The sequence below is a fragment of the Mesorhizobium sp. J18 genome (assembly GCF_007829525.1).
Lineage (GTDB): Bacteria > Pseudomonadota > Alphaproteobacteria > Rhizobiales > Rhizobiaceae > VLJP01.
The window spans coordinates 179,234-204,808 of record NZ_VLJP01000001.1 but is presented as its reverse complement, the minus strand read 5'-3'; the positions used below and the strand labels follow the sequence as shown (position 1 = coordinate 204,808).

General features: G+C 61.2%; 25 protein-coding genes. 11 read left to right on the top strand and 14 right to left on the bottom strand.

Annotated elements, in window-relative coordinates; genetic code table 11:
- The first annotated feature begins 33 nt into the window (after positions 1-33).
- Genes L598_RS00940 through L598_RS00930 form a run of 3 tightly spaced genes read left to right on the top strand, consistent with a single transcriptional unit; the run spans position 34 to position 1,083 of the window.
- Entirely contained in the window at positions 34-474 is a 441-nt protein-coding gene (locus tag L598_RS00940) for a hypothetical protein (protein WP_144859133.1), read from the top strand.
- 22 nt (positions 475-496) lie between these two features.
- Positions 497-784, top strand: coding sequence for a hypothetical protein (locus L598_RS00935; protein ID WP_144859131.1), 288 nt, complete (start codon positions 497-499; stop codon positions 782-784).
- The gene (locus tag L598_RS00930) at positions 769-1,083 is read left to right on the top strand and encodes an antibiotic biosynthesis monooxygenase (protein WP_144859129.1); all 315 of its coding nucleotides are present in this window, start codon (positions 769-771) and stop codon (positions 1,081-1,083) included. The genes L598_RS00935 and L598_RS00930 overlap by 16 nt, the downstream gene beginning before the upstream one ends.
- A gap of 26 nt (positions 1,084-1,109) precedes the next feature.
- Here L598_RS00930 and putA read toward each other — a convergent pair whose 3' ends face one another.
- The gene (putA, locus tag L598_RS00925; protein WP_144859127.1) at positions 1,110-4,733 is read right to left on the bottom strand and encodes a bifunctional proline dehydrogenase/L-glutamate gamma-semialdehyde dehydrogenase PutA; all 3,624 of its coding nucleotides are present in this window, start codon (positions 4,731-4,733) and stop codon (positions 1,110-1,112) included.
- A gap of 149 nt (positions 4,734-4,882) precedes the next feature.
- On the opposite strand from putA, the gene L598_RS00920 reads away from it, so the two are divergent.
- Positions 4,883-5,335, top strand: coding sequence for an Lrp/AsnC ligand binding domain-containing protein (locus L598_RS00920; protein WP_144859125.1), 453 nt, complete (start codon positions 4,883-4,885; stop codon positions 5,333-5,335).
- On the opposite strand, the gene L598_RS00915 is transcribed toward L598_RS00920, so the two are convergent.
- Together L598_RS00915 and L598_RS00910 are read right to left on the bottom strand one after the other, a co-directional pair.
- Positions 5,322-6,524 (bottom strand): cytochrome c peroxidase, encoded by a 1,203-nt coding sequence (locus L598_RS00915; protein ID WP_144859123.1) that lies wholly within the window; start codon positions 6,522-6,524, stop codon positions 5,322-5,324. The two genes, L598_RS00920 and L598_RS00915, sit on opposite strands and share 14 nt — an antisense overlap.
- A gap of 32 nt (positions 6,525-6,556) precedes the next feature.
- A complete protein-coding gene (locus L598_RS00910) occupies positions 6,557-7,000 on the bottom strand; it encodes a FixH family protein (RefSeq protein WP_144859121.1) in 444 nt (147 codons plus the stop codon).
- A 146-nt stretch (positions 7,001-7,146) separates the two neighbouring features.
- Here L598_RS00910 and L598_RS00905 point away from each other — a divergent pair, with 146 nt between their 5' ends.
- Positions 7,147-8,070, top strand: coding sequence for a sugar kinase (locus tag L598_RS00905; protein ID WP_144859119.1), 924 nt, complete (start codon positions 7,147-7,149; stop codon positions 8,068-8,070).
- A 39-nt stretch (positions 8,071-8,109) separates the two neighbouring features.
- Here the strand turns inward: L598_RS00905 and L598_RS00900 are convergent, their stop codons facing one another.
- From L598_RS00900 to L598_RS00890, 3 genes are all read right to left on the bottom strand, one after another.
- The gene (locus L598_RS00900; protein ID WP_246658564.1) at positions 8,110-9,162 is read right to left on the bottom strand and encodes an aldose epimerase family protein; all 1,053 of its coding nucleotides are present in this window, start codon (positions 9,160-9,162) and stop codon (positions 8,110-8,112) included.
- Positions 9,134-10,591, bottom strand: a complete 1,458-nt coding sequence (locus L598_RS00895) for an NAD-dependent succinate-semialdehyde dehydrogenase (protein ID WP_144859117.1) — start codon at positions 10,589-10,591, stop codon at positions 9,134-9,136. Before L598_RS00895 ends, L598_RS00900 begins: the two co-directional genes overlap by 29 nt.
- A 306-nt stretch (positions 10,592-10,897) precedes the next feature.
- Positions 10,898-11,851, bottom strand: coding sequence for an AEC family transporter (locus L598_RS00890; RefSeq protein WP_144859115.1), 954 nt, complete (start codon positions 11,849-11,851; stop codon positions 10,898-10,900).
- Positions 11,852-11,986: 135 nt separating this feature from the next.
- Here L598_RS00890 and L598_RS00885 point away from each other — a divergent pair, with 135 nt between their 5' ends.
- From L598_RS00885 to L598_RS00860, 6 genes are all read left to right on the top strand, one after another.
- Entirely contained in the window at positions 11,987-12,541 is a 555-nt protein-coding gene (locus tag L598_RS00885; RefSeq protein WP_144859113.1) for a histidine phosphatase family protein, read from the top strand.
- Positions 12,542-12,648: 107 nt separating this feature from the next.
- Positions 12,649-12,930, top strand: coding sequence for an acyl carrier protein (locus L598_RS00880; RefSeq protein ID WP_144859111.1), 282 nt, complete (start codon positions 12,649-12,651; stop codon positions 12,928-12,930).
- 39 nt (positions 12,931-12,969) lie between these two features.
- Positions 12,970-14,157 carry a beta-ketoacyl-ACP synthase gene (locus L598_RS00875; protein ID WP_144859109.1) on the top strand — a complete coding sequence of 396 codons (1,188 nt, stop codon included), beginning with the start codon at positions 12,970-12,972 and terminating at the stop codon, positions 14,155-14,157.
- A 14-nt stretch (positions 14,158-14,171) separates the two neighbouring features.
- Entirely contained in the window at positions 14,172-15,440 is a 1,269-nt protein-coding gene (locus L598_RS00870) for a beta-ketoacyl-ACP synthase (RefSeq protein ID WP_144859107.1), read from the top strand.
- A gap of 33 nt (positions 15,441-15,473) precedes the next feature.
- Positions 15,474-16,502, top strand: a complete 1,029-nt coding sequence (locus L598_RS00865; RefSeq protein WP_144859105.1) for a zinc-binding dehydrogenase — start codon at positions 15,474-15,476, stop codon at positions 16,500-16,502.
- A gap of 14 nt (positions 16,503-16,516) precedes the next feature.
- The gene (locus tag L598_RS00860) at positions 16,517-17,479 is read left to right on the top strand and encodes a lipid A biosynthesis lauroyl acyltransferase (protein WP_144859103.1); all 963 of its coding nucleotides are present in this window, start codon (positions 16,517-16,519) and stop codon (positions 17,477-17,479) included.
- Between the two features lie 48 nt (positions 17,480-17,527).
- Here L598_RS00860 and L598_RS00855 read toward each other — a convergent pair whose 3' ends face one another.
- The 8 genes from L598_RS00855 to L598_RS00820 all read right to left on the bottom strand — a co-directional run bounded on the left by L598_RS00855 (position 17,528) and on the right by L598_RS00820 (position 25,545).
- Positions 17,528-18,730 carry an FAD-binding oxidoreductase gene (locus L598_RS00855; protein WP_281407353.1) on the bottom strand — a complete coding sequence of 401 codons (1,203 nt, stop codon included), beginning with the start codon at positions 18,728-18,730 and terminating at the stop codon, positions 17,528-17,530.
- 89 nt (positions 18,731-18,819) lie between these two features.
- Positions 18,820-19,548, bottom strand: a complete 729-nt coding sequence (locus L598_RS00850; protein WP_144859099.1) for an amino acid ABC transporter ATP-binding protein — start codon at positions 19,546-19,548, stop codon at positions 18,820-18,822.
- Complete coding sequence (locus L598_RS00845; protein WP_144859097.1) at positions 19,545-20,198, bottom strand: amino acid ABC transporter permease; 654 nt, start codon at positions 20,196-20,198, stop codon at positions 19,545-19,547. The genes L598_RS00850 and L598_RS00845 overlap by 4 nt, the downstream gene beginning before the upstream one ends.
- A 29-nt stretch (positions 20,199-20,227) precedes the next feature.
- Positions 20,228-20,977, bottom strand: coding sequence for an ABC transporter substrate-binding protein (locus L598_RS00840; RefSeq protein ID WP_144859358.1), 750 nt, complete (start codon positions 20,975-20,977; stop codon positions 20,228-20,230).
- Positions 20,974-21,780, bottom strand: coding sequence for an IclR family transcriptional regulator (locus L598_RS00835; protein WP_144859095.1), 807 nt, complete (start codon positions 21,778-21,780; stop codon positions 20,974-20,976). Before L598_RS00835 ends, L598_RS00840 begins: the two co-directional genes overlap by 4 nt.
- Positions 21,781-21,945: 165 nt before the next feature.
- Positions 21,946-23,652 (bottom strand): carboxyl transferase domain-containing protein, encoded by a 1,707-nt coding sequence (locus L598_RS00830; protein ID WP_144859093.1) that lies wholly within the window; start codon positions 23,650-23,652, stop codon positions 21,946-21,948.
- Between the two features lie 20 nt (positions 23,653-23,672).
- On the bottom strand, positions 23,673-23,891 hold the full coding sequence (locus L598_RS00825; protein WP_144859091.1) for an acetyl-CoA carboxylase biotin carboxyl carrier protein subunit: 219 nt from the start codon (positions 23,889-23,891) through the stop codon (positions 23,673-23,675).
- Positions 23,892-23,928: 37 nt separating this feature from the next.
- On the bottom strand, positions 23,929-25,545 hold the full coding sequence (locus L598_RS00820) for an AMP-binding protein (RefSeq protein WP_144859089.1): 1,617 nt from the start codon (positions 25,543-25,545) through the stop codon (positions 23,929-23,931).
- Between the last annotated feature and the right edge of the window lie 30 nt (positions 25,546-25,575).

Sequence of the window (25,575 nt, the reverse complement as noted above, 5' to 3'; positions counted from 1 at the left end):
GCTGCAACGCTACGTTTCGGAGGTTGAAGAAGCATGATCCGTCATTCCGTCATCCGGTCTCTTGCGCTCGCGCTGGCCTTTGCCGGCGCGGGAGCCACCTCGGCCCAGGAAGCCGCGGCGCCGTCATCGGCCCTCAAGCTCGACCTCAACGCGGTCGAGCCCTCCAATGGCGGCTGCCGGATGACCTTCGTGGTCGAGAATGCCGTCGGCAAGGAGATCACCAAGGCGGCTTACGAGATCGCCCTTTTCGACAAGGAAGGCCGCGTCAGCCGGCTGATGGTGCTTGATTTCCAGGCGCTGCCCGCCGGCAAGACCAAGGTCAAGCAGTTCGATCTCAAGGGAGCCGACTGCGGCAATGTCGGGCGTGTGCTCATCAACGATGCCACGGCCTGCGAAGGCGACGGTATAGAGCCTGCCGCATGCATCCGCCAATTGGAAACTTCGGCAAAATCGGGCGTGCAATTCGGCACCTGAGCCGGAAGAACAAGGAAAACCCATGATCCCCTTCGCAGCCTTGCATAGACTGGCCGCCGCCCGTGGCGATGGCCTGAGGCCGGAATTCGTCAGACTGTTCGAAGAACAGGCTCAAATGGCTGCGAATCCCGACATCCTTCCGCTACCGCGGGAGTTCGAGGAATCGGGACCGGTCCCGGTTGCGGTTCTGCCCGAAACGCTGCCGGAAACGGTGATTATTTTCGAGAAATCACAACGGGAACAGGATAAGAAAGCCTCCGGTTCACCCGTCACAGCCAGGAGAAAGAAAAACGCATGTTCATCGCGATGAATCGCTTCAAGGTCATGTCCGGTTCCGAAGAGGCCTTCGAGCAGGTCTGGAAGAACCGTGATTCCAAGCTCGATGAGATGAAGGGATTCGTATCGTTTCACCTTTTGCGCGGCTCGAGGAACGAAGAGGAAGGCTATACGCTTTTTGCCTCACACACCGTCTGGGAATCGCATGAAGACTTCATGGCCTGGACGAAATCGCAGAATTTCCGCGATGCGCACAAGAACGCCGGCAGCAACAAGGTGCTTTACCAAGGCCACCCGCAATTCGAGGGCTTTTCCGTCGTCGAAGGGGCGTAGGCCGGCAACCACGCTCTCTCCATGCCTTATGCGCCGGCCAGCAGGCTGGCATTGCCTCCCGCTGCGGTAGTATCGACGCAGACCGCGCGTTCATGCGCGTAGGCGGCGGGATGGATCACCTCCGAGACCAGCGGGATGATCGGTCCCTCGCGCTCGGCCAGCGCCTGACGAACGGCCTTCAAGGCATCGATGTCGCCTGACGCGGCCACCAGATCCACAGGCAGGTGACGCAAGTCCTGCGCGGCAATGCTTCCATCCACCGCCGCAAGGGGCAGCTTCTTACCGAGCAATGGCTGCAGGGTCTTCTGCGCGCCCGACGCTACGGCCAGCACCGAGTTTCCTGCCGCAAGCGCCTGGATCACCTGCGCCAGCAGCGTTTCGGCCTCCGGCCCCAGGCAAAGCACCCGACCGCGTGGCACCAGCGTCAGCGTGTTCGCCTCGCCGGTCGGCCCCGGCAGATCGACGGGGCCATAATCGAGGGCAGCGGCCGCCGCGATCGCTTCCGCGTCCCTGCCGCGCAGATGCTTGCGGAGAACAGCAATCCGGTCTGCCTGCCTGACCCATCCGCTCCGTTCCGCGTCCGCCATCTTGCGAGCCAGTTCGCGGCTATCGGCGGTGCCTGTGGTATCCAGCCTGCCCTTGGCGGCGGCACCGCGCCGGAAGCGGCGCAGATAATGCGGTCCGCCGGCCTTTGGTCCGGTTCCCGAAAGCCCTTCGCCGCCGAAAGGCTGCGAGCCGACCACTGCGCCGATCTGGTTGCGGTTGACGTAGAGATTTCCGGCCTCGACGCGATCGACGAGATGCTGCACACGTGCGTCTATGCGCGTATGCAGGCCGAAAGTGAGGCCATAGCCTTTCGAATTGATGTCGGAGATCACCTTGTCGATCTCGTCGGCCTCGAAGGTCGCCACATGCAGCACCGGGCCGAACACCTCGCGTTCCAGTTCCCCGATGCCGCTGAGACGCAGGATGTGCGGCGCCACGAAGCGGCCGCCCGCCGGCGCCTCTAGTTTCGCGATGAGCCGGCCCTTCCGCTCCATGTCCTCGCAATAGGCGGAGATGGTCTCCTTCGCCTCGTCGTCTATCACCGGCCCGACATCGGTGGAGACGCGCCACGGCTCGCCTATCGATAGCGCCTGCGCGGCACCCTCCAGCATCTCCATCAGCCGCTTCTCGACGTCTTTCTGGACATAGAGAATGCGCAAAGCGGAGCAGCGCTGCCCGGCACTCTGGAAGGAGGAGGCCAGGATATCGCGCACGGCCTGCTCGGGCAGCGCCGTGGAATCCACGATCATGGCGTTCAGGCCGCCGGTTTCGGCGATCAGCATCGCGTCGGGCCGCGCAGTCTCTGCGAGTTGGCGCTCGATGAGGCGCGCCACCTCGGTCGAGCCGGTGAAGCAGACGCCGGCGATGCGCGGATCGGCGGTCAAGGGTGCGCCGACCGAGGGACCGTCACCGGGCAGCAACTGGAGAACGTCTTCCGGCACACCGGCCCTGTGCATAAGCCCGATGGCGCGGGCAGCGATCAGGCAGGTCTGTTCCGCCGGCTTGGCGAGGACCGCATTGCCGGTCACGAGTGCGGCGGCGATCTGGCCGGTGAAGATCGCCAGCGGAAAGTTCCATGGCGAAATGCAGGCAATGACGCCCCTCGCCTCAGTGCCGGCTTCGGCCCTCGCGGCCTGTCTGGAATAGTAATGCAGGAAATCCACGGCCTCGCGCACCTCGGCAATGCCATCGGCCAGCGTCTTGCCTGCTTCGCGGGAAGCGAGCGCGAAGAATTCCACCGCATGTTCCTCATAGAGGCCGGCTATGCGCCTGAGGATTTCCGCCCGTTCCGCCACCGGCCGCCCCGCCCAGCCCGGCTGGGCGGCAACGGCGAGCCCCACAGCCTCCTTGACCTGCTCTGGGGTGGCGTCGGTCACCGTGCCAACCACCTCGCTCACATGGGCCGGATTGACGATTTCGCGCTGCTGTCCCTTGCCCTTGCTTTTGGCACGCGTCACCGGCGCGGCAGTCCAGCGATGCGGACTCGCGAATTGAGCGCGGGCCCCGTCAATCGCAGCCATGGTGACCGGATCGCTTATGTCCCATCCTTTGGAATTCATCCGCTGGCTTCCGAAAATCTCCGAAGGCATTGGAATCGCTGGGTTATGCGCATCGCCCTGATTTTCGACCGCGTCGAAAGGATCACGCGCGATTTCTTCCGCGCCAACCTCCTCATCCACGATCTGGTGCACAAAGGACGAATTGGCGCCATTCTCCAGAAGCCTTCGCACGAGATAAGCGAGCAGATCCGAATGGGCGCCGACCGGCGCATAGATGCGGCAACGCATACCTTCCGCCCGCTTCACCGTTTCGTGCAGCGCTTCGCCCATGCCGTGCAGGCGCTGGAATTCAAAGCTGTCCCTGTCCGGTGCCATGGCAAGGATCGCAGCGACCGTATGCGCGTTATGGGTGGCGAATTGCGGATAGATGCGGTCCGTCATCGCCAGGAGCTTACGGGCGCAGGCGATGTAGGAGACATCCGTGTTCACCTTGCGCGTGAATACCGGGTAGCCGGCAAGACCCATGACCTGGGCACGCTTGATCTCCGTGTCCCAATAGGCGCCCTTGACTAGGCGTACCATTATGCGCCGGTCCAGTTTTTCCGCCAGTCCATGCAGCCAGTCGAGCACATAGGATGCTCGCGGACCATAAGCCTGCACGACCACGCCGAAGCCGTCCCAGCCGGCCAGCGACGGGTCGGAAAGAACCTGCTCGATCACGTCGAGAGACAGATCCAGCCGGTCCGCTTCCTCGGCATCGATATTGAGTCCCATGCGTGCGTCACGCGCTGCCTGGGCGAGAGAAAGGAGCCGCTCGGACAGTACGGGCAGCATCTTTTCCCGCTGCGGAGCCTCATAGCGCGGATGGAGCGCGGAAAGCTTGACCGAGATACCAGGATTTGCGCGGATGTCGGTAAGGTTCGACTGACGGGCCAGGGCCGCAATCGCATGCGCATAGGCGCTGTGATAGCGCAGCGCATCTGCCTCGGTGCGCGCAGCCTCGCCAAGCATGTCGTAGGAGTAGAGATAGCCCTTGGCGATCATCGAACGTCCGCGCTTCAGCGCCTCGTCGATGGTGCGGCCGAGCACGAACTGCTCGCCCATCTCGCGCATGGCAGCCGCCACCGCCGTGCGGATGACGGGTTCACCGAGCCTACGGACCATGGAACGCAGTGTTCGTTCAATGCCGCCCTCGCCTTCTTCCAGCACCCGGCCGGTCAGCATCAGCGCCCAGGTTGAAGCATTGACGAAGATCGAAGCGGATTCGCCCGAATGTGCCGACCAGTCATGCGGAGCGATCTTGTCGGCGATAAGATCGTCCATAGTCTCCGCATCGGGGACACGCAAAAGCGCTTCCGCCAGACACATTAGCGCCACGCCTTCCTTTGTCGAAAGACCATATTCGGAAAGGAAAGCCTCCATCAGATGAGGGTCGGAAGCCTTGCGCACCTTGTACACGAGCTCGGCTGCGCGGGCTGAGATCGTCGTCCGCTGCTGCGGCGAAAGGCCGGCGGTCCTGACCAGATGGGCAAGCGCGGCATTCTCGTCGGGAAGGTAATTGGCGCGGATGTCCTTGCGGATTTCGTCGAGCATCGTTTCAGGCATATCAGACCTTGGAATCTCTTACGCTGCAATGCGTCCTGGCGTGAGAGATAGCATATCCCAACCCGGCCGGTGATCTTAATTTCTCGACATCGCAGTACGTTCGCACTAACAGGTCAGTATATTTTTCACAGATTGGACCGTGGAATGCCATGCCGGAAGCACAATTGGACCGCATTGACCGCAACATCCTCGATGCGCTGTCGCATGACGGCCGTCTTTCGATCGCTGAACTCGGCCGCAAGGTCGGCCTGTCGAAGACACCAGTCCAGGCACGCCTGCGCCGACTGGAGAAGGATGGCTTCATCCGCGGCTATGCTGCCCTCATAGACCGCGAACGCATGGGTGAAGGCCACATAGCCTTCGTTCAGGTGACGCTTTCCGACACTCGCTCGGCCGCCCTCGACGCCTTCAACCGCGCCGCTGTGAAAGTGCCGGAGATCGAACAATGCCACATGATCGCCGGCGGCTTCGACTACCTGCTGAAAGTCAGGACGAAGGATATTTCTGCCTATCGCCGGATACTGGGGGAACGCATTTCGGCCCTGCCCCATGTCGCGCAGACTTCCACCTTCGTGGCCATGGAGACCGTCAAGGATCGGTAGTGCTTTCGGGAACATCCAGCGTCTTCAGGAACGCTATCAGGGCTTTTCGGCCGCGCTCCGTGAAGATGACACCCTCAATTTCACTTATCCCGGCAGGCGCATCCGGTGCATTGCTATAATGGTCGATGACCTCTTCAAGTGTGGCGAACTGGCCGGCATGCATGTAGGGCGCGCGGCTTGCCGCGCCGCGCAGCGAGGGTGTCTTATAGGCGCGGAGCAATTCCTCCCCTTCCCGCACGGCAAAACGCAGTTCCGCGCATTGCTTCGGCTCCGCGTCACTATAGGGACCGAGGCAGTTGAACGGATCGTCCAGCGCCTGTCGGACTGCCGCCGCCCGGCCAAGATCCTCGGGCAAGCCGGGGACCGCAGACACACCGGTATTGTGGAAATGATCGTCGGTGAAGCGCGGGCCGTTGTGGCAATTGATGCAATTGGCCTTGCCGATAAAAAGCTTCAGCCCTTCCATTTCGAGATCGGAGAAGACAGCATCGCCTTGCGGCTCGCTTCCTGACGCGACAGCGGCGGCGAAGCGGTCAAATCGCGTTTCCGGCGGCACAATGGAACGCTCGAAAGCAGCGATCGCCTTGCCGATATTGGCAAAGACCCGGTCAATGGCGGTTCGATCCGCTGACCGCATGGCTGACCAGGTTGCTCTTTCCTCCACCGTCCCCAGAGGGCCGGCATTGCGCGGCAGGTGAGCGAGCGATGGGAGAGGACCGAAGATCCGTTCGTAACGGGAGCGGTAGTGTTCAGCGATAAAATGCGCATAGCCGGTGCGGTTCCCGCCGTGCTCACGCGCATCTTCCATGGGCACCAGCGCCTGCGCCCACAGGCTGTCGCGGCGACCGTCCCAGAACATCCACGGACTCCAGCCGACGCCGGCAAGCGGCATGGTCCGACGATTAGTCTCCGACACGCCGACCGCCCGCGGCTTGCTGTCCTGGAACTGCTTTTCGATCATATGGCAGGTGGCGCAGGAAACGAGGCCGTCGCCGCTCAAGCCGGTATCGAAAAAGAGCGAGGCGCCAAGCGCGGCAGCCAGCGGATCATCGGCAACACGGTTGCTGGGATCAGCCGGCAACGCCGGCAGCGAAGCCAGCGAAAGGGAACCAACGATCTCCTTCTCTTCCTCCGTCAGCGCGTTCGGATTGCAGGCCGACAGAGCGGGGATGGCCAGGAACGCGGCCATGAACCCCCGGAGGAACGATAAGGGCCAGGACATCAAAGCACGATGTTGAACACCACCTCGTCATCGCCTGCGGGAGACAAGATGGAGAAGCGAAGTTCCCACCAGCCGCCCATATTGAAACGCACGCCCTCGATGCGATAGCGGCCGTCGGGAAGCGGACCCGTCACCTGTGGCGCCGTCGGCAATCCATGTCCGTGTTCAGGCATCCCGCCGTCAATGGAAACGATGGCATCCGTTGCCGGAGACCCATCCGCCATGGTGACAGAAACAAGCCAGGAATGAAGTTTTCCTTGCTCCACCGGTTCTGCTTCGGGCTCAATGCTTACTGCATAGATGCCGTTCGCACTCGATTTTGAGCGGGCAAGGTCGAGATCATCCGGCGGCCGTGCGACAAGATGCATCGCCGCCATGCCGATCGCGATGATTGCCAGAAGCGCGGCGGCTAACAGAACAACACGGCGAGATGGCCACTTCATCGCTGCCTGCACCCTTCCCCTTGAATCTCATGCGATCTTATCCAGCCGTCGTTCAGGACGCCACTGAAATGAGACTTGACGTCGGACTCGTTTGACCTCGAGGCGGAAAGTGCTATGCGCGAAGCCATGTATCGAGGGGAGATCGCATGAAGCAAGGCGTCGTATCGGTTGGTGAATGCATGCTCGAGCTTTCGGGAGGCGAAGGCGGCAATTGGCGCATGGGCCATGCCGGCGACACCTTCAACACGCTTTGGACGATCCGAGCCCTGACGAAGCCGGAGACTACGACCGATTATCTGACCGCTTTCGGTGACGATCCCTTCTCGAAAGACCAAATTGCCTTTTTTCGGCAACACGGGATAGGCACGGCTGCGAGCCCGGTCATTCCGGGAGCCTGTCCGGGCATGTATGCCATTTCGCTGAATGGAGCGGAGCGGTCATTCACGTACTGGCGTTCGGAGGCAGCCGCGCGTCGGCTTGCAGACGACCCGGATGCCTTGGCAAAAAGCCTTCAAAATAGAGGGCTTATTTACTTTTCCGGAATCACTTTGGCAATTTTGAAGGAACCAGCGCGCGCAACGCTTCTCTCGGCGATTCGCGAGGCGCGCGAGGCCGGCACCCGTATCGCTTTCGATCCGAACTACCGCGCCCGTCTCTGGCCTTCCAGGGACGCCGCGCGAGAAGCGATCTCAGCAGCTCTGACGGTGACGGATATTGCTCTTCCGACCTTTCCGGACGAATCTGATCTCTTTGACGACGACGCCCCCGCCGTGACGGCTGAACGCCTCAGAATGGCCGGCGTGTCGGAGATCGCCGTCAAGGACGGCGAGAAGCCGGCATTTGTCAGTCATCAGGGTGGATTGGCATCGATCCCCGCCATTCACGTTTCCGATGCAATCGATACGACCGGGGCCGGCGACAGTTTCAACGGCGCCTATCTGGCGGCTCGCCTTGCTGGCATTGAGCCCAAGCTGGCGGCCACCAAGGCGCATCGCGTGGCTGCGGCAGTCGTGCGAGTGCACGGCGCACTCGCGCCCTTCGAGCTGTTGCAGAAGTCTTTTGGGGAGTGACGGCTTCCTGATTGGCCACCCTGTTGCGGCCAATCGGTCTCACCCAAGCCGGAACCGATATTCCGTCACCTGCCGGTATATTTCACCAGGTCGGAGAACCGCCTGCGGAAAATGGGGATGGTTGGGCGAATCGGGCCATATCTGCGGTTCGAGGCAGAAGCCGGCATGGGGGCGGTATCTAATCCCTTGAAGACCGGCAAGATCAGGATCAAGCTTGTGTCCGGCATAAAACTGGATCCCGGGTTCCGTCGTCCATACCTCCATTTCCACACCAGAACCCGTGCCCTGTGCCCAGGCAGCGAGTTGCAGCGGCCTGCGGGCAGCCGCCAGACAGAAATTGTGATCATACGGGATCTGATCGCCGTCTTCGGTCCGGATAGGACGCGAAAGCTGGAAATCGAATGCGGTACCCGCCACCGGTACAACGAAGCCGGTCGGGATTTGCTCTTCATCTACGGGAAGATAGGCCGAGGCGTTGATCATCAGCCGATGATCGAGAATGTCGCCGGTTCCGCCATTGTCGAGATTGAAATAGGAGTGATGCGCCAGGTTGCATAAAGTCGGTGCGTCGCAGACGGCTTCCAGCTCGATCGACAGCGTGCCGGGCAGCCGCAAACGGTAGGTACAGGTAACATCAAGCGCACCAGGAAAGCCCATGCTGCCGTCCGGGTCGTGCAAGGCGAGTGAGACGAAATCATCGCCGCTATCGACGCACCGCCAGACCTGCTGAGCGAAACCTTCACGCCCGCCATGCAGGCTATGCTTACCAGCTTCGTTCAGATCAGCCTGGAAACGCTCGCCGTCAATGGTGAAACGGCCGGCCGCAATCCGGTTCGCGTAGCGGCCGACGATTGCACCGAAATAGGATGGATGGCGCAGATAATCATCGAGCGTCTCGAAGCCGAGGACGAGCGGCGCGCCGTGATCTGCCAGCCTAAGGTCCTGAATGGCGGCGCCCAGGGTAAGAACGGCGGCGGTAAGCCCGCCGCCGGAGATAACGTGACGATGGACGGCTTCGCCCTCGGCAGTCTGGCCGAAAACCTCCTCCGTCATCACGCGCTGGCTACAGCCCGAGACCGCCGATGCAGACATATTTGGTATCGAGGTAGTCCTCGATGCCCTGATGCCCGCCTTCGCGTCCGAGGCCGGACTCCTTCACGCCGCCAAAGGGGGCCTCGACCGTGGTGATGATACCCTCATTCACGCCGACGAGACCGTATTTCAGGCCTTCCATGACACGGAAGGCGCGGCCAAGATCGGATGTGTAGAAGTAGCAGGCAAGGCCGAATTCGGTGTCATTGGCGAGCGCCACGGCATCCTCTTCCTTGGCGAAGCGGAAGATCGGCGAAACAGGACCGAAAATTTCCTCCTTCATGAAGCGCATATCGGGCGTAGCATCCGTGATGACGGTCGGCTGGAAGAACGTGCCGCCCAGCGCGTGACGCTCGCCACCGGCCGCAATCCTGGCGCCCTTGGCTCTCGCATCCGCAATCAGTTCCTCGACCTTCTCCACAGCCTTGTCGTCGATCAGCGGTCCCTGCTGCGTCCCTTCCTCCAGGCCGGGGCCGACCTTGAGCTGATTCGTGCGGGCAACCAGCTTCTCGACAAAAGCGTCATGGATGCCGTCCTGGACGAAGAAGCGGTTGGTGCATACGCAGGTCTGGCCCGAATTGCGGTATTTGGCAGCGATCGCCCCTTCCACCGCCCGATCAACATCGGCATCGTCGAAAACGAGAAACGGCGCGTTGCCGCCGAGTTCCATCGACACCTTCTTGACCGTCGAGGCGGACTTTTCGAGCAGGATCTTGCCGACCTCGGTCGAGCCGGTGAAGGTGATCTTCTTCACAAGCGGATTTGTGCAGAGTTCGTCGCCAATCTCCGAGGCCGAACCGGTGACGATGTTGACGACCCCTTTCGGGATGCCGGCTTCCTCGCAGAGCGCGCCCCAGGCAAGGCCCGAATAGGGCGTTTGCGAAGCAGGCTTGGCGACGGCCGTGCAACCAGCCGCGAGCGCGGGGCCGATCTTCCTCGCCAGCATGGATGAAGGGAAATTCCAGGGCGTGATCGCACCGATGACGCCGACCGGCTCCCTTGTCACCAGGATGCGGCGATCGGCCCAAGGCGAGGGAACGACGTCGCCATAGACGCGCCTGCCCTCTTCCGCGAACCACAGCACATAGGCAGCCGACATGCCGACCTCGCCCTTGGCTTCCGCCATGGGCTTGCCCTGTTCCAACACCAGAAGCTCGGCCAGCGCATCCTGATTGTCCATGATGACATCGTGCAGCTTGCGCAGGAGCTTGGCGCGGTCGTTGGCCGAGGTCTTTTTCCAGGAGTGGAAGGCCCTTTCCGCGGCTTCGATCGCGCGCGCTGTCTCCGCCTTGCCGGACTTCGGCACGGTTCCGATCTTGAGGCCTGTCGCCGGATTGTTGACGTCGATCGTCTGCCCGGAATCGGCCGGCACCCATTCGCCGTCGATATAATTGGCTTCGCGCATGAAATGGCTAGTCTTCTGGAGCATTGTCTTGCCTCCTTGAGGCGCCGTCACCGGCACCAATATTCCGATTTCCTCGATGAGCGCAGAGCCGGCCGATATGCCGCTTCGCGCGAGCAGGGCACGATCATGGAACCTCGCCCACCATCGCCGCGACAACCTGCGTCATTTCGGCGAACCGGACAACCGTCACGGCACGGCAAAATGCGCCTGGCTCAATAGCCATGACCGTCTGGCTCGTGCCGGTTGACGCGTCAGAATGCGACGCCCGCTCACAAGCCTAGTTAGTGCCGCTCGGGCAGTCGGCAAGCCGGTCATCATGGGGCGCAGGCCTCAGCCGAACACCCATTGTGCAATGGCGAGCCAGGTACCGGTGGTCAGGAAGGCGCAGACTGTACCGATCGTCATGGCGTTGGAGGCAAGAGCCTGCCCTGTGCCGAAGCGGGCGGCAATCAGATAGGTGTTGACGCCGGAAGGCAGGGAAGCCACGGCTACCGTGACTTTCGCCGCCAGAGGAGACAGACCGAACAGCATCGCCATCGCCAGTGCGACTGCCGGCATGAGGACAAGCTTGACCGCCACCAGCACGACTGCCGGACTGAGATGGCCTGACAGTCCGAATTTCCTCAAGCCGAGTCCCATCGCAAAAAGGGCGAGCGGTCCGGCCAAATTTGCCAGACTGTCGATCAGACGGCCGGCAAGAGATGGCGTTTCAAGACTAGTCAGCCGCCAGAACAGGCCGGCAAGGATGCCGATGATCAACGGATTGACGAGCATGGTCGACAGGAACTGGCGAAGGAGGCCGACGAAGTCTATGCCGCCGCCCTTTCCCTTGCCGCCGACAAGGACGAGCAGGATGATGGTGGCCGCTGTCATCGTGGGAAGATGGACCGAAAGGATCAGCGAAAGCACCTCGAAGCCGCTCTGGCCAAAGGCGCCGAGAATGAGCGGCACGCCGAGCAGAAGCTGGTTCGAGAACGCAGCCGTCACCCCCGCCACGACGCCGGCGCGCTCGTCACGGCCGAAAATGTAGATGACCGAGAACTGGGCGGTCAGCCAAGCGATTGCCCCGGATGAAAAATAGGCACCCCAGAGCGACCACGGCACGCCGTCATGGAAATCCGCGCCGGCCATGGTGCGGAACAAAAGCAGTGGCAAAGCGATCGTCACCGCGAAATCGGTCAGCGCGTCGCCGGTCTGGGCTTTCAGCAGACCGGCCCAGCCAGCAACATAACCGAGTGCGACAAGACCGAAGACGAATCCGATTGTTTCGGCAACTGGAGACATGAGCCGGCTCTACGCGACACGGAAGATTACCGCAAGGCGAGGCTGGCAAATGATCACCACCAGGGGTCGACCGGGGCGTTGTCTTGTCGCATGCGGGATTTGCGTTTCCTATATAGCCCGCAGAAAGGAGCGTGAATGTCTCGCCTTTTCCTAGTTCTCATAGTGCTGGCCTTGGCCGCTCCGGTCGAAGCCACCGAGGCCGGATGGGCCCTGCTCCGAAATGGCGGACAGGTCATCCTGATCAATCATGCAGACGCGCCCGGCACAAGCGAGCCGGTCAATTTCGATATCGAGGATTGCTCTACCCAGCGCAATCTTTCCGACCGCGGCAGACAGCAGGCGCGGCGCATGGGAGCGCTTTTCGAGGCGCGCGCCGCGCCGATCGAAAAGGTTCTCACGAGCCGCTATTGCCGCGCCCGTGACACCGCTCGACTCGCCTTCGAAGATATCGAGATCGAAGACTTCGAAGCGCTCGACTCGTTCGCTGATCATCCCGAGAGCAAGGATGCGCAAACCACCGCGGTACGCGAGCGAATCCTGGCGCATTCAGGTGCCGGCAACCTCGTCATGGTCACTCATCAGGCAAACATCACGGCCTTGACGGGCGCGACGCCGCGCGAAAGCGAGGCCGTCATCGTTTCACGAAAAGATGACGGCTTAGGCGTCGCGGCCCGGATAATCTTCCGATAACGTGAGATATCCGACGTGACCGATAGCCCCTTTTCCTGCCAGCCAAAACGCATTAGACAGCCGCACATTATGACAAGACAAAACTTCCCCCAGACGAGGGACCGCAAGTGACGACGACATTCGACAAGGTTGCCGACATCATCGCCGAGACGAGCGAGATCGATCGCGACAAGATTACACCGGAAAGCCATACGATCGATGATCTGGGGATCGACAGCCTCGATTTCCTCGACATCGTCTTTGCGATCGACAAGGAATTCGGCATCAAGGTTCCACTGGAAAAATGGACGCAGGAGGTAAATGACGGCAAGGTTTCCACCGAGGAATACTTCGTCATGAAGAACCTGTGCGCCAAGATCGACGCGCTTGTCGCCGCCAAGGCCGCCTGAACGGCTCCCCAAGCGCGGCAGCACATATACGAGGCCGGCATGAGCGCCCGCGACGTCATGATTACCGGTATAGGCATGGTTTCTTCGCTCGGCGAAGGAACTGACGCCCATTGGCAGGCGCTGACAGCCGAGAAGCCGACGCCGGTGCTCGATTGCGAACGCTTCTCGCCTTACCTCATACATCCGCTGCCCGGGATCGACTGGGGCCTTCAGATCCCCAAACGCGGTGACCAGCGTCAGATGGAGACCTGGCAGCGTCTCGGCACCTATACGGCCGGCCTTGCGCTCGACGACGCAGGCGTGAAGGATGATGAAGCACTGGTGGCCAGCATGGACATGATCGTTGCGGCCGGCGGCGGTGAGCGCGATCAGGCGGTGGATCAGGGCATCCTCGATGCCGCCATGACGCGCAACGACCACGACATCCTGCTCAACGAGAAACTGACAACCGAATTGCGGCCGACTTTGTTTCTGGCGCAGCTCTCCAACCTGCTCGCCGGCAATATTTCGATTGTCCACAAGGTCACAGGCTCCTCCCGCACATTCATGGGCGAGGAAGGCGCAGGCATTTCAGCCATCGAGACTGCAGCGGCGCGCATCCGCTCCGGTCAGTCCAGCCACATTCTTGTCGGTGCGGCCTTCCAGACCGAGCATCCGGACATGCTGCTTGCCTACGAGCTTGCAGGATATCTCAGTCGAGGCGACTGGACCCCCGTCTGGCAACGTGAAAAGGCCGAAGGCGGTGGCGTCATCACCGGCTCGGGCGCCGCATTCCTCGTACTGGAATCGCGCGAACATGCCGAGAAACGAGGGCGAAAAGCCTATGCGGCCATCGGACCGGTCGTTTCGGAGCGAGTTCGCCGCTCGCGAGCGGATCTGGCGGAGGCGTTGACAGGCATGCTGGAGTCTCTGCCCCCGCGAGACGGGACCATAATGACGCTTTCCGGCGCGTCGGGTGCACATGCGGCAACGGCGGCGGAAAAGCAGGCTCTTTCCACCGCGCCCGGTTTCGCGATTCGCGGCTTCTCCTCACTCACCGGACACCTGAAGGAGGCGCAATTCCCCTTCGCCATCGCGCTCGCCGCGCTCGCCATCGAGCGGGGTCACCCTTACCCGGTTTTCGACGCAGAGAACGAGCAGCCTCTCGAAGGTGCGCCGGAGACTGTGCTGGCAACGGCGATCGGCTACAATCTCTTCGAAGGCATGGGCCTTGTGACCAAGGCTTGAGGAGGCAGGGCAAGGTGAAGACGACCGACAGTTTTGGAAGACCGGTGGTCGTGGTGACCGGGATGGGCGTGGTCACATCGCTCGGCCAGGGCAAGGCCGACAACTGGTCGGCCCTCACCAGCGGCCGCTCAGGCATCCATCCCATCACGCGTTTCCCCATCGATCATTTGGCAACGACCATAGCCGGCACGGTAGATTTCCTGCCTTCCAGCGACAAGGGCGCCAGCGCCCTCACCTACCAGCTTGCCGATCTGGCCGCCGAGGAAGCGATAGCCGAAGCCGGGATTCCTACCGACGACTTCACCGGTCCTCTCTTCCTCGCAGCTCCTCCGGTAGAACTCGACTGGCACGACCGCCTGGCTCTTTACGCTTCCGCCAAGGAAGAAGACGGCTTCCGCAATCTTCTCGCCAATGCCCGCCGCCGTCGCGAGCGGGATTATTTCGATGCCAGCCAATTCGGCACCATTGCCGATCGGCTGGCCGACAAATTCGGCACGAGGGGCCTGCCAATCACGCTCTCCACGGCCTGTGCGTCTGGCGCAACCGCCATCCAGCTCGGCGTCGAAGCGATCCGGCGCGGCGAATGCGATCGCGCCCTTGCAATCGGGGCCGACGGCTCGGCCACCGCCGAGGCGCTCATCCGCTTCTCGCTGCTTTCTGCTCTCTCGACTCAGAATGAGCGGCCGGAAAAAGCCTCGAAACCCTTTTCGAAGGATCGCGACGGCTTCGTGCTGGCCGAAGGCTCCGGGGCTCTCGTGCTGGAATCGCTAGAAAGCGCGCTAGCGCGAGGGGCGGAAATCCTCGGCGTCATGCGCGGCTGCGGCGAGAAGGCGGACGACTTCCACCGCACCCGCTCCAAACCGGACGGATCGCCGGCAATCGCCGCCGTGCAGGCTGCCCTTTCGGACGCCGGCATGAGCGACAGCGAAATCGCCTATATCAATGCGCATGGCACCTCGACGCCGGAAAATGACAAGATGGAGCATTTGTCGCTCTCGACCGTCTTCGGTGAACGTATGCGCGAGATTCCGATTTCGTCCAACAAGTCGATGATCGGCCACACGCTGTCGGCGGCCGGTGCCGTCGAGGCGGTATTCTCGCTTATGACCATGCGCGAGAGCGTCATCCCGCCGACGATAAACTATGACAATCCCGATCCGGCGATCGAGCTGGACGTAGTGCCGAACAGGAAGCGCGAGGCAGACATCACCAGCGTGCTGTCCAATTCCTTCGGCTTCGGCGGGCAGAATACCTGCCTTGTCATGGCACGCGAACCGGTCTAAGCGACAGCTTTTGCTGAAGCGGGACACTGGCTGATGCGCGCATTGCAACTGGTCGCGGACCGGAAACTCGAAACCGTGGAGATCGATCCGCCCCCGCCCCCCGCCCGCGGCGAGGTGACGTTGCGCATAAGTGCCGTCGCTCTCAATCATATCGATGTCTGGGGCTGGCGCGGCATGGCTTTCGCCAAGCGCAAGATGCCGCTTACCGTCGGGGCCGAAGCCTCCGGCATCGTCGATGCCGTCGGCCCCGGAGTGTCGGAGCTGCAGCCCGGCCAGATCGTCTCGATTTATGGCGCGCGCACCTGCGGGCTCTGCCGCCCCTGCCGCGAAGGCCGCGACAATCTCTGCGAGCATGTTTCCGGCGTGCATGGCTTCCATCTCGACGGTTTTGCCCAGGAAAAGATGAACCTGCCTGCGCGGCTTCTCGTGCCGGCCCCTCCGGGCGTGGACGAGATAGGCGCCGCGGTGGCGCCCGTAACCTTCGGTACAGTCGAGCACATGCTGTTCGACAATGCGAAGCTGGAGCCCGGTGAAACCATCCTCATCCATGCCGGTGGCTCTGGCATCGGCTCCGCGGCGATCCAACTCGCCAAGCGCATGGGCTGCACGGTCATCACCACGGTGGGCTCGTTCGAGAAGATGGAAAAAGCCGCGGCGCTCGGTGCCGATCATGTCATCAACTATCGCGAGGAGCGCTTCGAGGGTGTCGTACGCAAGCTGACGAAGAAGCGAGGCGTCGACGTAGTCTTCGAACATGTCGGCGCCGATACCTGGGCAGGTTCCATGCTGTCGCTCAGGCGCGGCGGCAGGCTGGTAACCTGTGGCTCGACTTCAGGCGTCTCGACCAGCATGAACCTGATGCAGCTCTTCCAGCAGCAATTGAAGATCTTGGGTTCGTTCGGCTGCCGCATGGAGAATATGGCAAACGCGATGCAGAAAATGGCTGCTGGCCTGGTCCATCCGGTCATCGACACCATCGCCGGCTTCGACGAGATCGATACTGCCCTCAAGCGGATGGAAGGCCGCGACGTCTTCGGCAAGATCATATTGCGCGTGAATTGAGAACGGTCGCGCCCATGAAGCGCTTCCTTTATCGAAACGCGCAAAGACTGAAGAAAGCGGAATACTGGACCACGGCCCAGCTCATCCGAGCGGCACTGTCCGTGTTGCGCCGCGTGCCGGTCGATACCGCGCTCGATTTTGCTGATCGGTGGGCACGGCGCGTCGGCCCCTGGCTCGGCCGCCACCGCGTGGCGATGGAAAATCTGCGCCGGGCCTATCCGGAGAAATCCGAAGAGGAAAGGGAAGCAATCGCCTCCGACATGTGGGCGAATATGGCGCGCCTTGCCGTCGAATACATCTTCCTGGACCAGTTGTTCGACTTCGACCCCGCCCGGCCGGAACCGGGGCGCGTTGAAGTGGTCGGCATCGAGATTTTCATGCGCATCCGGGCAGAGAAGAAGCCGCTCATCTTCTTCACCGCCCATCTCGGCAATTTCGAATTCCTGCCGATCGCCGCGGCGAGTTTTGACCTGCCGGTCACCGCCCTCTTCCGTCCGCCCAACAACCCATATGTCGCCGACTATATTTATTCGACGCGCAAGGCAGCCATGGGCGAGTTGTTGCCCTCACAGGCCGGCGTGGCGCTGCAGCTTGCCCGCGTGCTGGAGCGGGGCGGCAATATCGGCGTACTGGTGGACCAGAAATTCAGGCGCGGCATCCGCACCACCTTCTTCAGCCGCGAATGTGAAACGAACCCCCTCGTTCCGAAGCTTGCCCGCCAGTATGATTGCGATGTCTACCCGGCGCGCTGCATCCGCCTTCCCGGCGGACGCTTCCGCCTTGAGGTCGAGGAAAAGCTCGAACTGCCCCGCGACGACAAAGGCGCGGTCGACATCCAGCGCACAACCCAACTGCTCAACGACATCGTGGAAGGCTGGATCCGTCAAGACCCCGGCCAGTGGATGTGGTTCCACAAGCGCTGGCAGCTCAGCTCGAAATCTAGACGATCGGCAGCCCTCAAACGTCAAGGCGTATGAAGCTATGTCAACAATCAAAGCGACTGTTCCAGGCACCGGCTTGTTCGTTTAGCGGACCAGATCCAACATTTTGTAGTAGGCAAGCGTCGCCGACACATAGAGCCGCCGCAGTCCATGGAATGGGATGGGCGTGATGTCAGTGACAGGTAGCGGCAGGGCTGCAGGGTTCTCACTCACCAGGTAGTCAGCGATCCACTCACCCATCTTGCTCTGCAGCGCGACCCCACGTCCCTGGCAGCCTACAAGAAAGAGCAATCCCTTTTCGGGCTCGTGCAGGTGCGGCAGGAAATCCTGGGTGATAGCTACCCGCCCACCCCAGCGAAATTCGATTGGCTGGTTGGCCAGCACAGGATAGGCACGCGCAAGCATTCGTTCAACATGGGCGAAGTCGCCGTCGGTTGTCGGATTAGCAAAGGTGCCGCGTCCACCCATCAGGAAGCGGCCATCCCGGTCGCGACGGAAATAGGAAAGAAGCCGTCGGGTATCCGAAGCGACCACCTGGTTCTTAAGGACCATCCGGTCAAGATTGGCCGAGAGCGGTCTGGTCGCGACCTGGAAGCTGTTCGCTGCGATGATAGTCTGCTCGAGCTTGGGCCACAGTTGTTTGCTGTATGCGTTCGTGCAGACCACCACATCACGCGCATTTACCCGCGAACCTCGGTTGGTCGAGACGGTCCATCCGGAGGCACTCCGGGAAAGGCCGGTGGCGGCTGTGTGGGTGGCGACGAAGGCACCTTTGGATAGAGCGGCCCGCGCCAGACCACGCGTGTAACTCAGGGGCTGAACACTGCCGCCGCGGCGGTCGATCCAGCCTCCCTCATAGCTGTCAGTTCCGAGCAGATCGGCCATCTCCGCCTTGGTTAGCTCAGCCACATCTGCTCCAAGTGCTTTCCACTGCCTGCAGCGGTCGAGGGCCGCCGGCAATGCGGCTTTCGAATGGGCCGGCTGGGCCCAACCCGAGCGTGTGTCGTCGCAATCGATGCCGTAGCGGTCGATGAGCTCGAAAACTTTGGCGGCTGTCGAACCGAAATTCTCTGCCGCTTTGGCGCCAGCTTCCCACCCGAACATTTTCCTGAGGTCGTCGGGATCGTATTTGATGCCCGGAATAACCTGCCCGCCGCTGCGGCCTGATGCGCCCCAACCGATATCTCCGGCCTCTACAACCTGCACGGAGCGGCCTGCTTCGACGAGGTGCAAGGCCGTTGATAGCCCCGCGAAGCCGCCTCCGATGACGGCAACGTCGACAGTCACGTCCTGGTCGAGCGGCCTGGTTTCAGGCGCAGGCGCTGCTGTAGCCTTCCAAAGCGAAGGGGGAAGTTGAAGCTTGATCACAGGAAAGCCTATTTGTTGAGAACGCGGCGGAGAAAGTCGCGGGTCCGGTCATGTTGGGGATCTGTGAGCACGCTCTCGGCCGGCCCTTCCTCGACAATCAGGCCGCCATCCATGAACAGCACCCTGTCGCCGACTTCTCGAGCAAAGCCCATCTCGTGCGTGACCACGAGCATGGTCATCCCGTCGTTGGCGAGATCACGCATGGCGGCAAGCACTTCGCCGACAAGTTCCGGGTCAAGCGCCGAGGTTGGCTCATCGAACAGAATCGCTTTGGGCCGCATGGCAAGTGCCCTAGCGATGGCGACGCGCTGCTGCTGTCCGCCTGAAAGTGACGCCGGATAGCTATCGGCCTTTGTAGCCAACCCTATACGGTCGAGAAGTGCCCGGCCGTGCGCTTCAGCTTCACGCCGAGGCTCTCCCTTCACGTAGATCGGGCCTTCGATGACATTCTCCAGGGCAGTGCGATGAGGAAACAGATTGAAGCGCTGGAAGACCATCGTCACAGAGGTTCGGATGTCGTGGATCGAGGGTTTCCTTCGATCGACCTCTACGCCGTCGATAGTGACGCGCCCGTCATCATGGCTTTCAAGCCCATTGATGCAGCGAAGCAAGGTCGATTTTCCGGAACCCGATGCACCGATGAGGCAGACGACCTCGCCCTGCGCGACCTCGACGTCGATGCCTTTCAGGACTTCGAGATCGCCAAAGCGTTTGTGGATGTTCTCAAGGCGGATCATCGGGTTCCGAACCTCCGCTCCAGATAGCCTGCAAGCAGGATCAGCGGCACCGACAGGGCGAGATAGAGCAGCGCCACAAATGTGTAGACTGTCATGTTGTCGAAGGTCGACGAGGCTACCAACTTGCCCTTCATGGTAAGTTCGGCGACCGTTATGACAGAGGCCTGCGAAGTATCTTTCAGAAGCATGATCATGGTGTTGCCGTATGGTGGCAGCACGGTGCGAATGGCTTGCGGCAGGATCACACGCCGCATCATCAGCGGCCATTTCATGCCGATCGACTGGGCGGCCTCGATCTGGCCTTTTTCGATCGCCTCGAGCCCGGCGCGGAAGTTTTCCGCCATATAGCAGGAGTAGGCGATGCCGAGTCCGATTGCGCCTGCCTGGAAGGCGGTCAATTCAATGCCCAATTCTGGCAGCACGAAGTAGATGTAAAAGAGCTGGACAAGGATCGGTATGCCGCGCACTGTGTTGACGATCGTCTTTGATATGAGGACCAGGGCACCGATGCCCGAATAGCGCATCAGAGCCCAGACGAGCCCCAGGACCGTGGAGATCACCAGTGCTGCTATCGTCAGCGAAACGGTGATCACCACGCCGTCAATGAGGATAGGCAGATACTGCCCGGCTTTGCTCAGGAACTGCGGCATCCCGATTAGCCTTCGGAATCAACGGCCGCTTATTGGAGACCCCACTTAGCGGCAAGCTCGTCTATGACGCCTTTTTCCTTAAGCCTGGAGAGAGCGGTATTTAGGCGCTCCAAAAGCTCTGTGTCCTCCTTGCGGACCCCAAGCCCAACCGAGCCGACATATTGGCTCTCATAATTAGCGAACTTCGCATTGGGATAGTTCCCCTGGGAGAGCTGGTAGGCCATGATTGGCTTGTCGCCCATTCCAGCCTTGATGCGGCCGCGATTTACCTCGCTGAGAATGTCGGCAAGGGAATCGTAAACGCGAACCTCGCCAAAGCCACCAGCGGCCTGGAGATTTTCAAGATAGACGGTGCCTTGCTGCACACCGATCACCTCTCCAGCCAGTTCCTCGAAGGAGGATGAGATCTTGGTGTTGTCGTCGGCTGCCACGACGATGCCCTCGCCATAAGGCATAACCGGATCAGAGAAGTTGATCACCTCCTTGCGTGTGTCGGTGATAAGCATGGCCGCTGAAATAATGTCGATGCGGCCAGAGGTCAGCGAAGGGATCAGAGAGGCAAAATCCACCGGCTGAACATTCACTTCAAACCCGGCTTCCTTGCCAGCGGCCTGGATCAAATCGACCATCATTCCCTGGATACTGTTGGTTGAGACGTCCAGGAACGTGAATGGCACGCCGGTTGGCGTCGAGCCGACATTGAGGGTTTCAGCAGAAGCCGGCTGCGTCGCGGCGATGGTCAGAAGAGCGGCGCCCGCAAGAAAAGATTTAAGTTTCATTGTCCAGTCCTTTCCCATTGATTGTTATTGGTCTGCCTGACGAGATACCCACCCGAAGAGATCGATCGCACTGCCTCTATGAGGCGTGGTGCTAGTTCCGCTTCCATGGCCTCGATCGACCAGCGGCTTGTCGGGCAGGAAATGTTCACCGCACCTAGTGCAGTGCCGTCGGCCCCAATGACCGCAGATGCGATGTTCAGGTCCCCGACATAGAATTCTTCCACAGCGCTGGCAAAACCGCGCTCGCGCGCCTCGTCCACCTTGGCCATCACGGCATTTACATCAGTGAGGGTACGGGCGGTGAAGGCCGTCATCGCAGTGCGCTCGATGATCGCAAGCGCCTTCTCACGTGGCAGCGTGGCCAGGAAGGCACGACCGGAGGCGGCGCAAAACATCGGGATGCGGGTTCCGATAGGCATATGGATGAAGGAGCGCCGGTTGGCCGTGAAGCGGGCCAGATAGACCATCTCGGTGCCGTCAGGTTCTGACAGGTTAACGGACTCGCCGCAAGCGTGGTTCAGGTCCACGAGATGCGGATTGGCGCGTTCGATCAGCGGATCCGAAGCAAGATAGAATGTCCCTATCTCCAGCGTACGCGGGGTCAGTCGCCAACGCTTCGCGGCGTCTTTGCGGAGGTAACCCAGCATCTCGAACGTGTGGGTGAACCGCTGCGCAGCGCTCTTGGTAATGCCGGCCTCCACTGCGAGTTCGGCCAGGCTCAGGCTCTCTCGCCCCTGGAAGGCGCGAAGTACCGCGAACCCTCGTTCGACCGATTCCACAAAAAGACGACCGCGCTCGTTCACTTACCCTCTCGATCAGATCGCTCTGCGATATTCTATAGCGCAACGCGATAAGACTGTATGAGGTCACCGTCCCTAGTCAAGCCACTTCAGGTTGCGTGCGGACGAATAGCTGGATTGCCGGCCGCGACCAGAATGGACGAACCGAGCTGCGGCGAAGCGAAATGCTCAGAACGGCTCGATGAAGCGCCGCCGTTTCGTGTCGCCATCGCGGTTTGCCAGCGTGTCGAGCGTGAGCTTCAACACATCGCGCGTGGTCGCGGGATCAATCACATCGTCATAAACGAAGCGTGCCGCGGTTTCGATTGCCGAACCGGCATGCTGCATGGCGCCTAGCAATTCCTGCCGGCGGCGGTCGCGTTCTTCCGCATCGGCGATCTGCTCCAGCTCGCGGCCATGAGCAATCTCCACTGCGCCTTCGAGGCCCATGCCACCATATTCGGCTGTCGGCCATGCCAGAAGAACAGCCGGACGAAGGGCCTGGGAACCCATGATATAGAAGCCGAGGCCGTAGGCCTTGCGCAGGACCACCGTCATGATCGGGGCGCGCGCATTGGCAAGCGCGACAAGCAGGCGGGCGCTGTGACGAACAAGACCGGTCTTCTCCGCGTCCGGGCCGACCATAAGGCCGGGCGTATCACAAAGCAGGAGGACAGGAATGTCGAATGCGTCGCATATCTGCGTGAAGCGCGCTGCCTTGTCCGAGGCCGGCGTATCTATCGAACCCGCCAAGTGCATCGGCTGGTTGGCAATGACGCCGACAGTGCGGCCACCGATGCGCGCGAAGGTGGTCATTATCGCCTTGCCGAAATCGCGGCGCAATTCCAGCACCGAGCCGACGTCGCAGATATGCTCGATCGCCTTGCGCACATCGTAAGCCCGGCGGCGGTTCTCCGGGACAACAGTACGCAGTACCGAGGTGTCCGGCTCGATCACCTCGCCGCGCCACGGAGCGAAATAGGAAAGGTAACGCTTGGCGAGTTCGATAGCATCCGTTTCGTCCTCGGCCACGAGATCGACGACGCCGGACTTGGCATGCATGTCGACGGGCCCGATCTCCTCCGGCGCCAGCCGCTTGCCCATTGCCGCGGCCACTAGCGGCCCGCCAAGACCGATGGCGCTCCCTTTTATGCCGATCAGACAATCGCACATGCCGGCAAGATTGGCATGACCGGCAAAGGCCCGCGACGGCNCCTCGGCCACGAGATCGACGACGCCGGACTTGGCATGCATGTCGACGGGCCCGATCTCCTCCGGCGCCAGCCGCTTGCCCATTGCCGCGGCCACTGGCGGCCCGCCAAGACCGATGGCGCTCCCTTTTATGCCGATCAGACAATCGCACATGCCGGCAAGATTGGCATGACCGGCAAAGGCCCGCGACGGCACGATGCCGACGGTCGGCACGAGGCCCGAAAGCCGGGCGAAGACCACGAAAGTCTCCGGCGTGAGCCGGCGTCCGGGCGAGCCGTCCTGCGGTCGAGCGCCGCCACCATCGAGCCAGCAGATCACCGGCAGGTGCAGTTCTTCCGCATGGGCGAACATGCGGGTGATCTTGTGATGATTGATGTAGCTCTGCGAGCCGCCATAGACCGTGTAGTCGTAGAGCACGATGTCGACCGCCTGCCCTTCGACCTTGGCCGTGCCCATGACGAGCCCGTCGGCCGGACCGCTCATGCCGTCGATTACGGGACGAGCGAGACCGCCATATTCAACGAAGCTTCCCTCGTCGACGATCGCCGCCAGCGCCTGCCTTGCTGTCCAGCGGCCGCGACCCTTTTGTTTCGCAACTGCTTCAGGCCTGGCATCGTCCTGAAGGGCGGCACGCGCTTCGAGCACCGCCTTTAGATCCGGGCGTTCATCATTCTTCTCGGTCAACTATCGAGTCCTGTCCTGCTTCACGCTTCGATGACGACAAGCAGCTGATCTTCGGAAACCATGTCGCCCTCGGCGACGGCATATTCCTTGATCCTGCCCGAGACTGTCGCGAGGATCGGTATTTCCATCTTCATGCTGGAAAGGATGATCAGTTCGTCGCCTTGCGAAACCGTGTCGCCGACGGATTTTTCCAGGGTTTCGACGATGCCGGCAATTTCCGATTTGATCGAGACTGTCATGCAACTCTCCTGAACGATAAGTCCGCGTGCTGCGGCGTCACGTGGCAAGCTTCTGCCGCTTGAGACGGAGACCGTGGGCCTCACGGTCCCATGTTCCTTCAACCGTCCCCTGCTCGCGCAAGACATGTTTCTGGATCTTCTGTGTCGGCGTCTTGGGCAGTTCGTCAACCACTCTGAAATAGCGCGGCACCATGAAATGCGGCAGGCGCGGCTTCAGGAACTCGACAAGCTCGAAAGGATCGAAGGCGGCCGGCTCCTTGAGGGCAATAACCGCCATCACTTCTTCCTCGCCGATTTCGTCTCGTACAGCGACCACCGCAGCTTCCTTGACGTTCGGATGAGCGGCGACTTCGGTCTCGACCTCGAAGGAGGAGATGTTCTCTCCGCGCCGGCGGATCGTATCCTTCATGCGATCGACAAAGAAGAAATTGCCCTCCTGGTCCTGACGGAAAGCATCTCCCGTATGGAACCAGCCGTTGCGCCAAGCGCGCGCGGTGGCGGCGTCGTCCTTGTAATAGCCGTCGGACAAAGCCCAGGGACGGTCAGCTCGCACGACGAGTTCGCCGACTTCTCCGGGTGCGACTTCGCAGTCATTGGCATCGACGATACGCAGCGTCATGCCTTCCCGCGCCTTGCCGCACGTGCCGACCGGCGAGGGGTAGAGCTCAGACAGGATCGGAATGCTGACTTCGGTCATGTTGAAGAGCGTATATATCTCGCAGCCGAAACGCTCTCCGAATTTGCGCGCATCCTCGACCAGGGGAATCATCAGCCCAACCCGCAAGCTCGATTTGGCGTCATCAGGACTTGGCGGCGCCTTGCTGATCAGAGGCGTCATCGAACCGAGCAGCGTGGCTATGGTCGCCCTGCCCTCGTTTACCACCTTCCAGAATTCCGAGGCCCGGAAGGATTCCACGATAGCCACCGATCCGCCGCGAATGAGCATGACATAGACGGCCACCGTGCCGCCCACATGAAAAAGCGGCAGATTAATAAGGTATCGGTCGTCTGAATTGGCGAAATGGTAAGGCTCGGCCGAGACCGAATAGAGGTGCAGATAGGAAGAACGCACACCCTTTGACGGACCGGTGGTTCCGGAGGTGTACATGATGCACTGCAAGTCCCAGGGCGCAATGCCCCGCGCAAGCGGCTTCAGATTTGTTTCGTCGCCGTCCAGAGCCTTGTCGTCATGCAGCGCAAGTCTTGTTTTGCTCGCCGGTTTGCCTTTCAGCGTGACGATCGTCTCCAGCCTGGCTGTAGGTATGTCATTCAGCCGTTCGACCAGATCCGCATGGGCGATGATCACCTTCGCATCGGAATTGTCGATGACGTGGGCGAGAAGACTGCCGCGATAGGCAAGATTGATCGGCACGCAGACCGCGCCGATGTAATTGATGGCGAACCATACCCGCAGCGCATCAGGTCCGTTCGGCAGCCACGACAGCACATGGTCACCCTGTTGGACCCCAAGTTGCTGTAGCCCAGCCGCAGTGCGCCGGACAACGGACAGGGTCTCGGCATAGGTCCATTCGGAACCGTTCTCGAAATGGACGAAGACCTTGTCTGGCTGACTGGCCGCATGCTTCTCGAGAATATAGCGAAGCACACAATCCGCAGCGTCCGGAACGCGTTTGTCTTTGACGGAGATGCCCATCACGTTCTCACTTTTCTTACCGTCGGGATG

What these genes read in the sequence shown, in the direction of transcription:
- L598_RS00940 (WP_144859133.1), top strand. Translation starts at nt 34, where the DNA reads ATGATCCGTCATTCCGTCATCCGGTCTCTTGCGCTCGCGCTGGCCTTT.
- L598_RS00935 (WP_144859131.1), top strand. Translation starts at nt 497, where the DNA reads ATGATCCCCTTCGCAGCCTTGCATAGACTGGCCGCCGCCCGTGGCGAT.
- L598_RS00930 (WP_144859129.1), top strand. Translation starts at nt 769, where the DNA reads ATGTTCATCGCGATGAATCGCTTCAAGGTCATGTCCGGTTCCGAAGAG.
- putA (WP_144859127.1), bottom strand. Translation starts at nt 4,733, where the DNA reads ATGCCTGAAACGATGCTCGACGAAATCCGCAAGGACATCCGCGCCAAT.
- L598_RS00920 (WP_144859125.1), top strand. Translation starts at nt 4,883, where the DNA reads ATGCCGGAAGCACAATTGGACCGCATTGACCGCAACATCCTCGATGCG.
- L598_RS00915 (WP_144859123.1), bottom strand. Translation starts at nt 6,524, where the DNA reads ATGGCCGCGTTCCTGGCCATCCCCGCTCTGTCGGCCTGCAATCCGAAC.
- L598_RS00910 (WP_144859121.1), bottom strand. Translation starts at nt 7,000, where the DNA reads ATGAAGTGGCCATCTCGCCGTGTTGTTCTGTTAGCCGCCGCGCTTCTG.
- L598_RS00905 (WP_144859119.1), top strand. Translation starts at nt 7,147, where the DNA reads ATGAAGCAAGGCGTCGTATCGGTTGGTGAATGCATGCTCGAGCTTTCG.
- L598_RS00900 (WP_246658564.1), bottom strand. Translation starts at nt 9,162, where the DNA reads ATGTCTGCATCGGCGGTCTCGGGCTGTAGCCAGCGCGTGATGACGGAG.
- L598_RS00895 (WP_144859117.1), bottom strand. Translation starts at nt 10,591, where the DNA reads ATGCTCCAGAAGACTAGCCATTTCATGCGCGAAGCCAATTATATCGAC.
- L598_RS00890 (WP_144859115.1), bottom strand. Translation starts at nt 11,851, where the DNA reads ATGTCTCCAGTTGCCGAAACAATCGGATTCGTCTTCGGTCTTGTCGCA.
- L598_RS00885 (WP_144859113.1), top strand. Translation starts at nt 11,987, where the DNA reads ATGTCTCGCCTTTTCCTAGTTCTCATAGTGCTGGCCTTGGCCGCTCCG.
- L598_RS00875 (WP_144859109.1), top strand. Translation starts at nt 12,970, where the DNA reads ATGAGCGCCCGCGACGTCATGATTACCGGTATAGGCATGGTTTCTTCG.
- L598_RS00865 (WP_144859105.1), top strand. Translation starts at nt 15,474, where the DNA reads ATGCGCGCATTGCAACTGGTCGCGGACCGGAAACTCGAAACCGTGGAG.
- L598_RS00860 (WP_144859103.1), top strand. Translation starts at nt 16,517, where the DNA reads ATGAAGCGCTTCCTTTATCGAAACGCGCAAAGACTGAAGAAAGCGGAA.
- L598_RS00850 (WP_144859099.1), bottom strand. Translation starts at nt 19,548, where the DNA reads ATGATCCGCCTTGAGAACATCCACAAACGCTTTGGCGATCTCGAAGTC.
- L598_RS00845 (WP_144859097.1), bottom strand. Translation starts at nt 20,198, where the DNA reads ATGCCGCAGTTCCTGAGCAAAGCCGGGCAGTATCTGCCTATCCTCATT.
- L598_RS00840 (WP_144859358.1), bottom strand. Translation starts at nt 20,977, where the DNA reads ATGAAACTTAAATCTTTTCTTGCGGGCGCCGCTCTTCTGACCATCGCC.
- L598_RS00825 (WP_144859091.1), bottom strand. Translation starts at nt 23,891, where the DNA reads ATGACAGTCTCGATCAAATCGGAAATTGCCGGCATCGTCGAAACCCTG.
- L598_RS00820 (WP_144859089.1), bottom strand. Translation starts at nt 25,545, where the DNA reads ATGGGCATCTCCGTCAAAGACAAACGCGTTCCGGACGCTGCGGATTGT.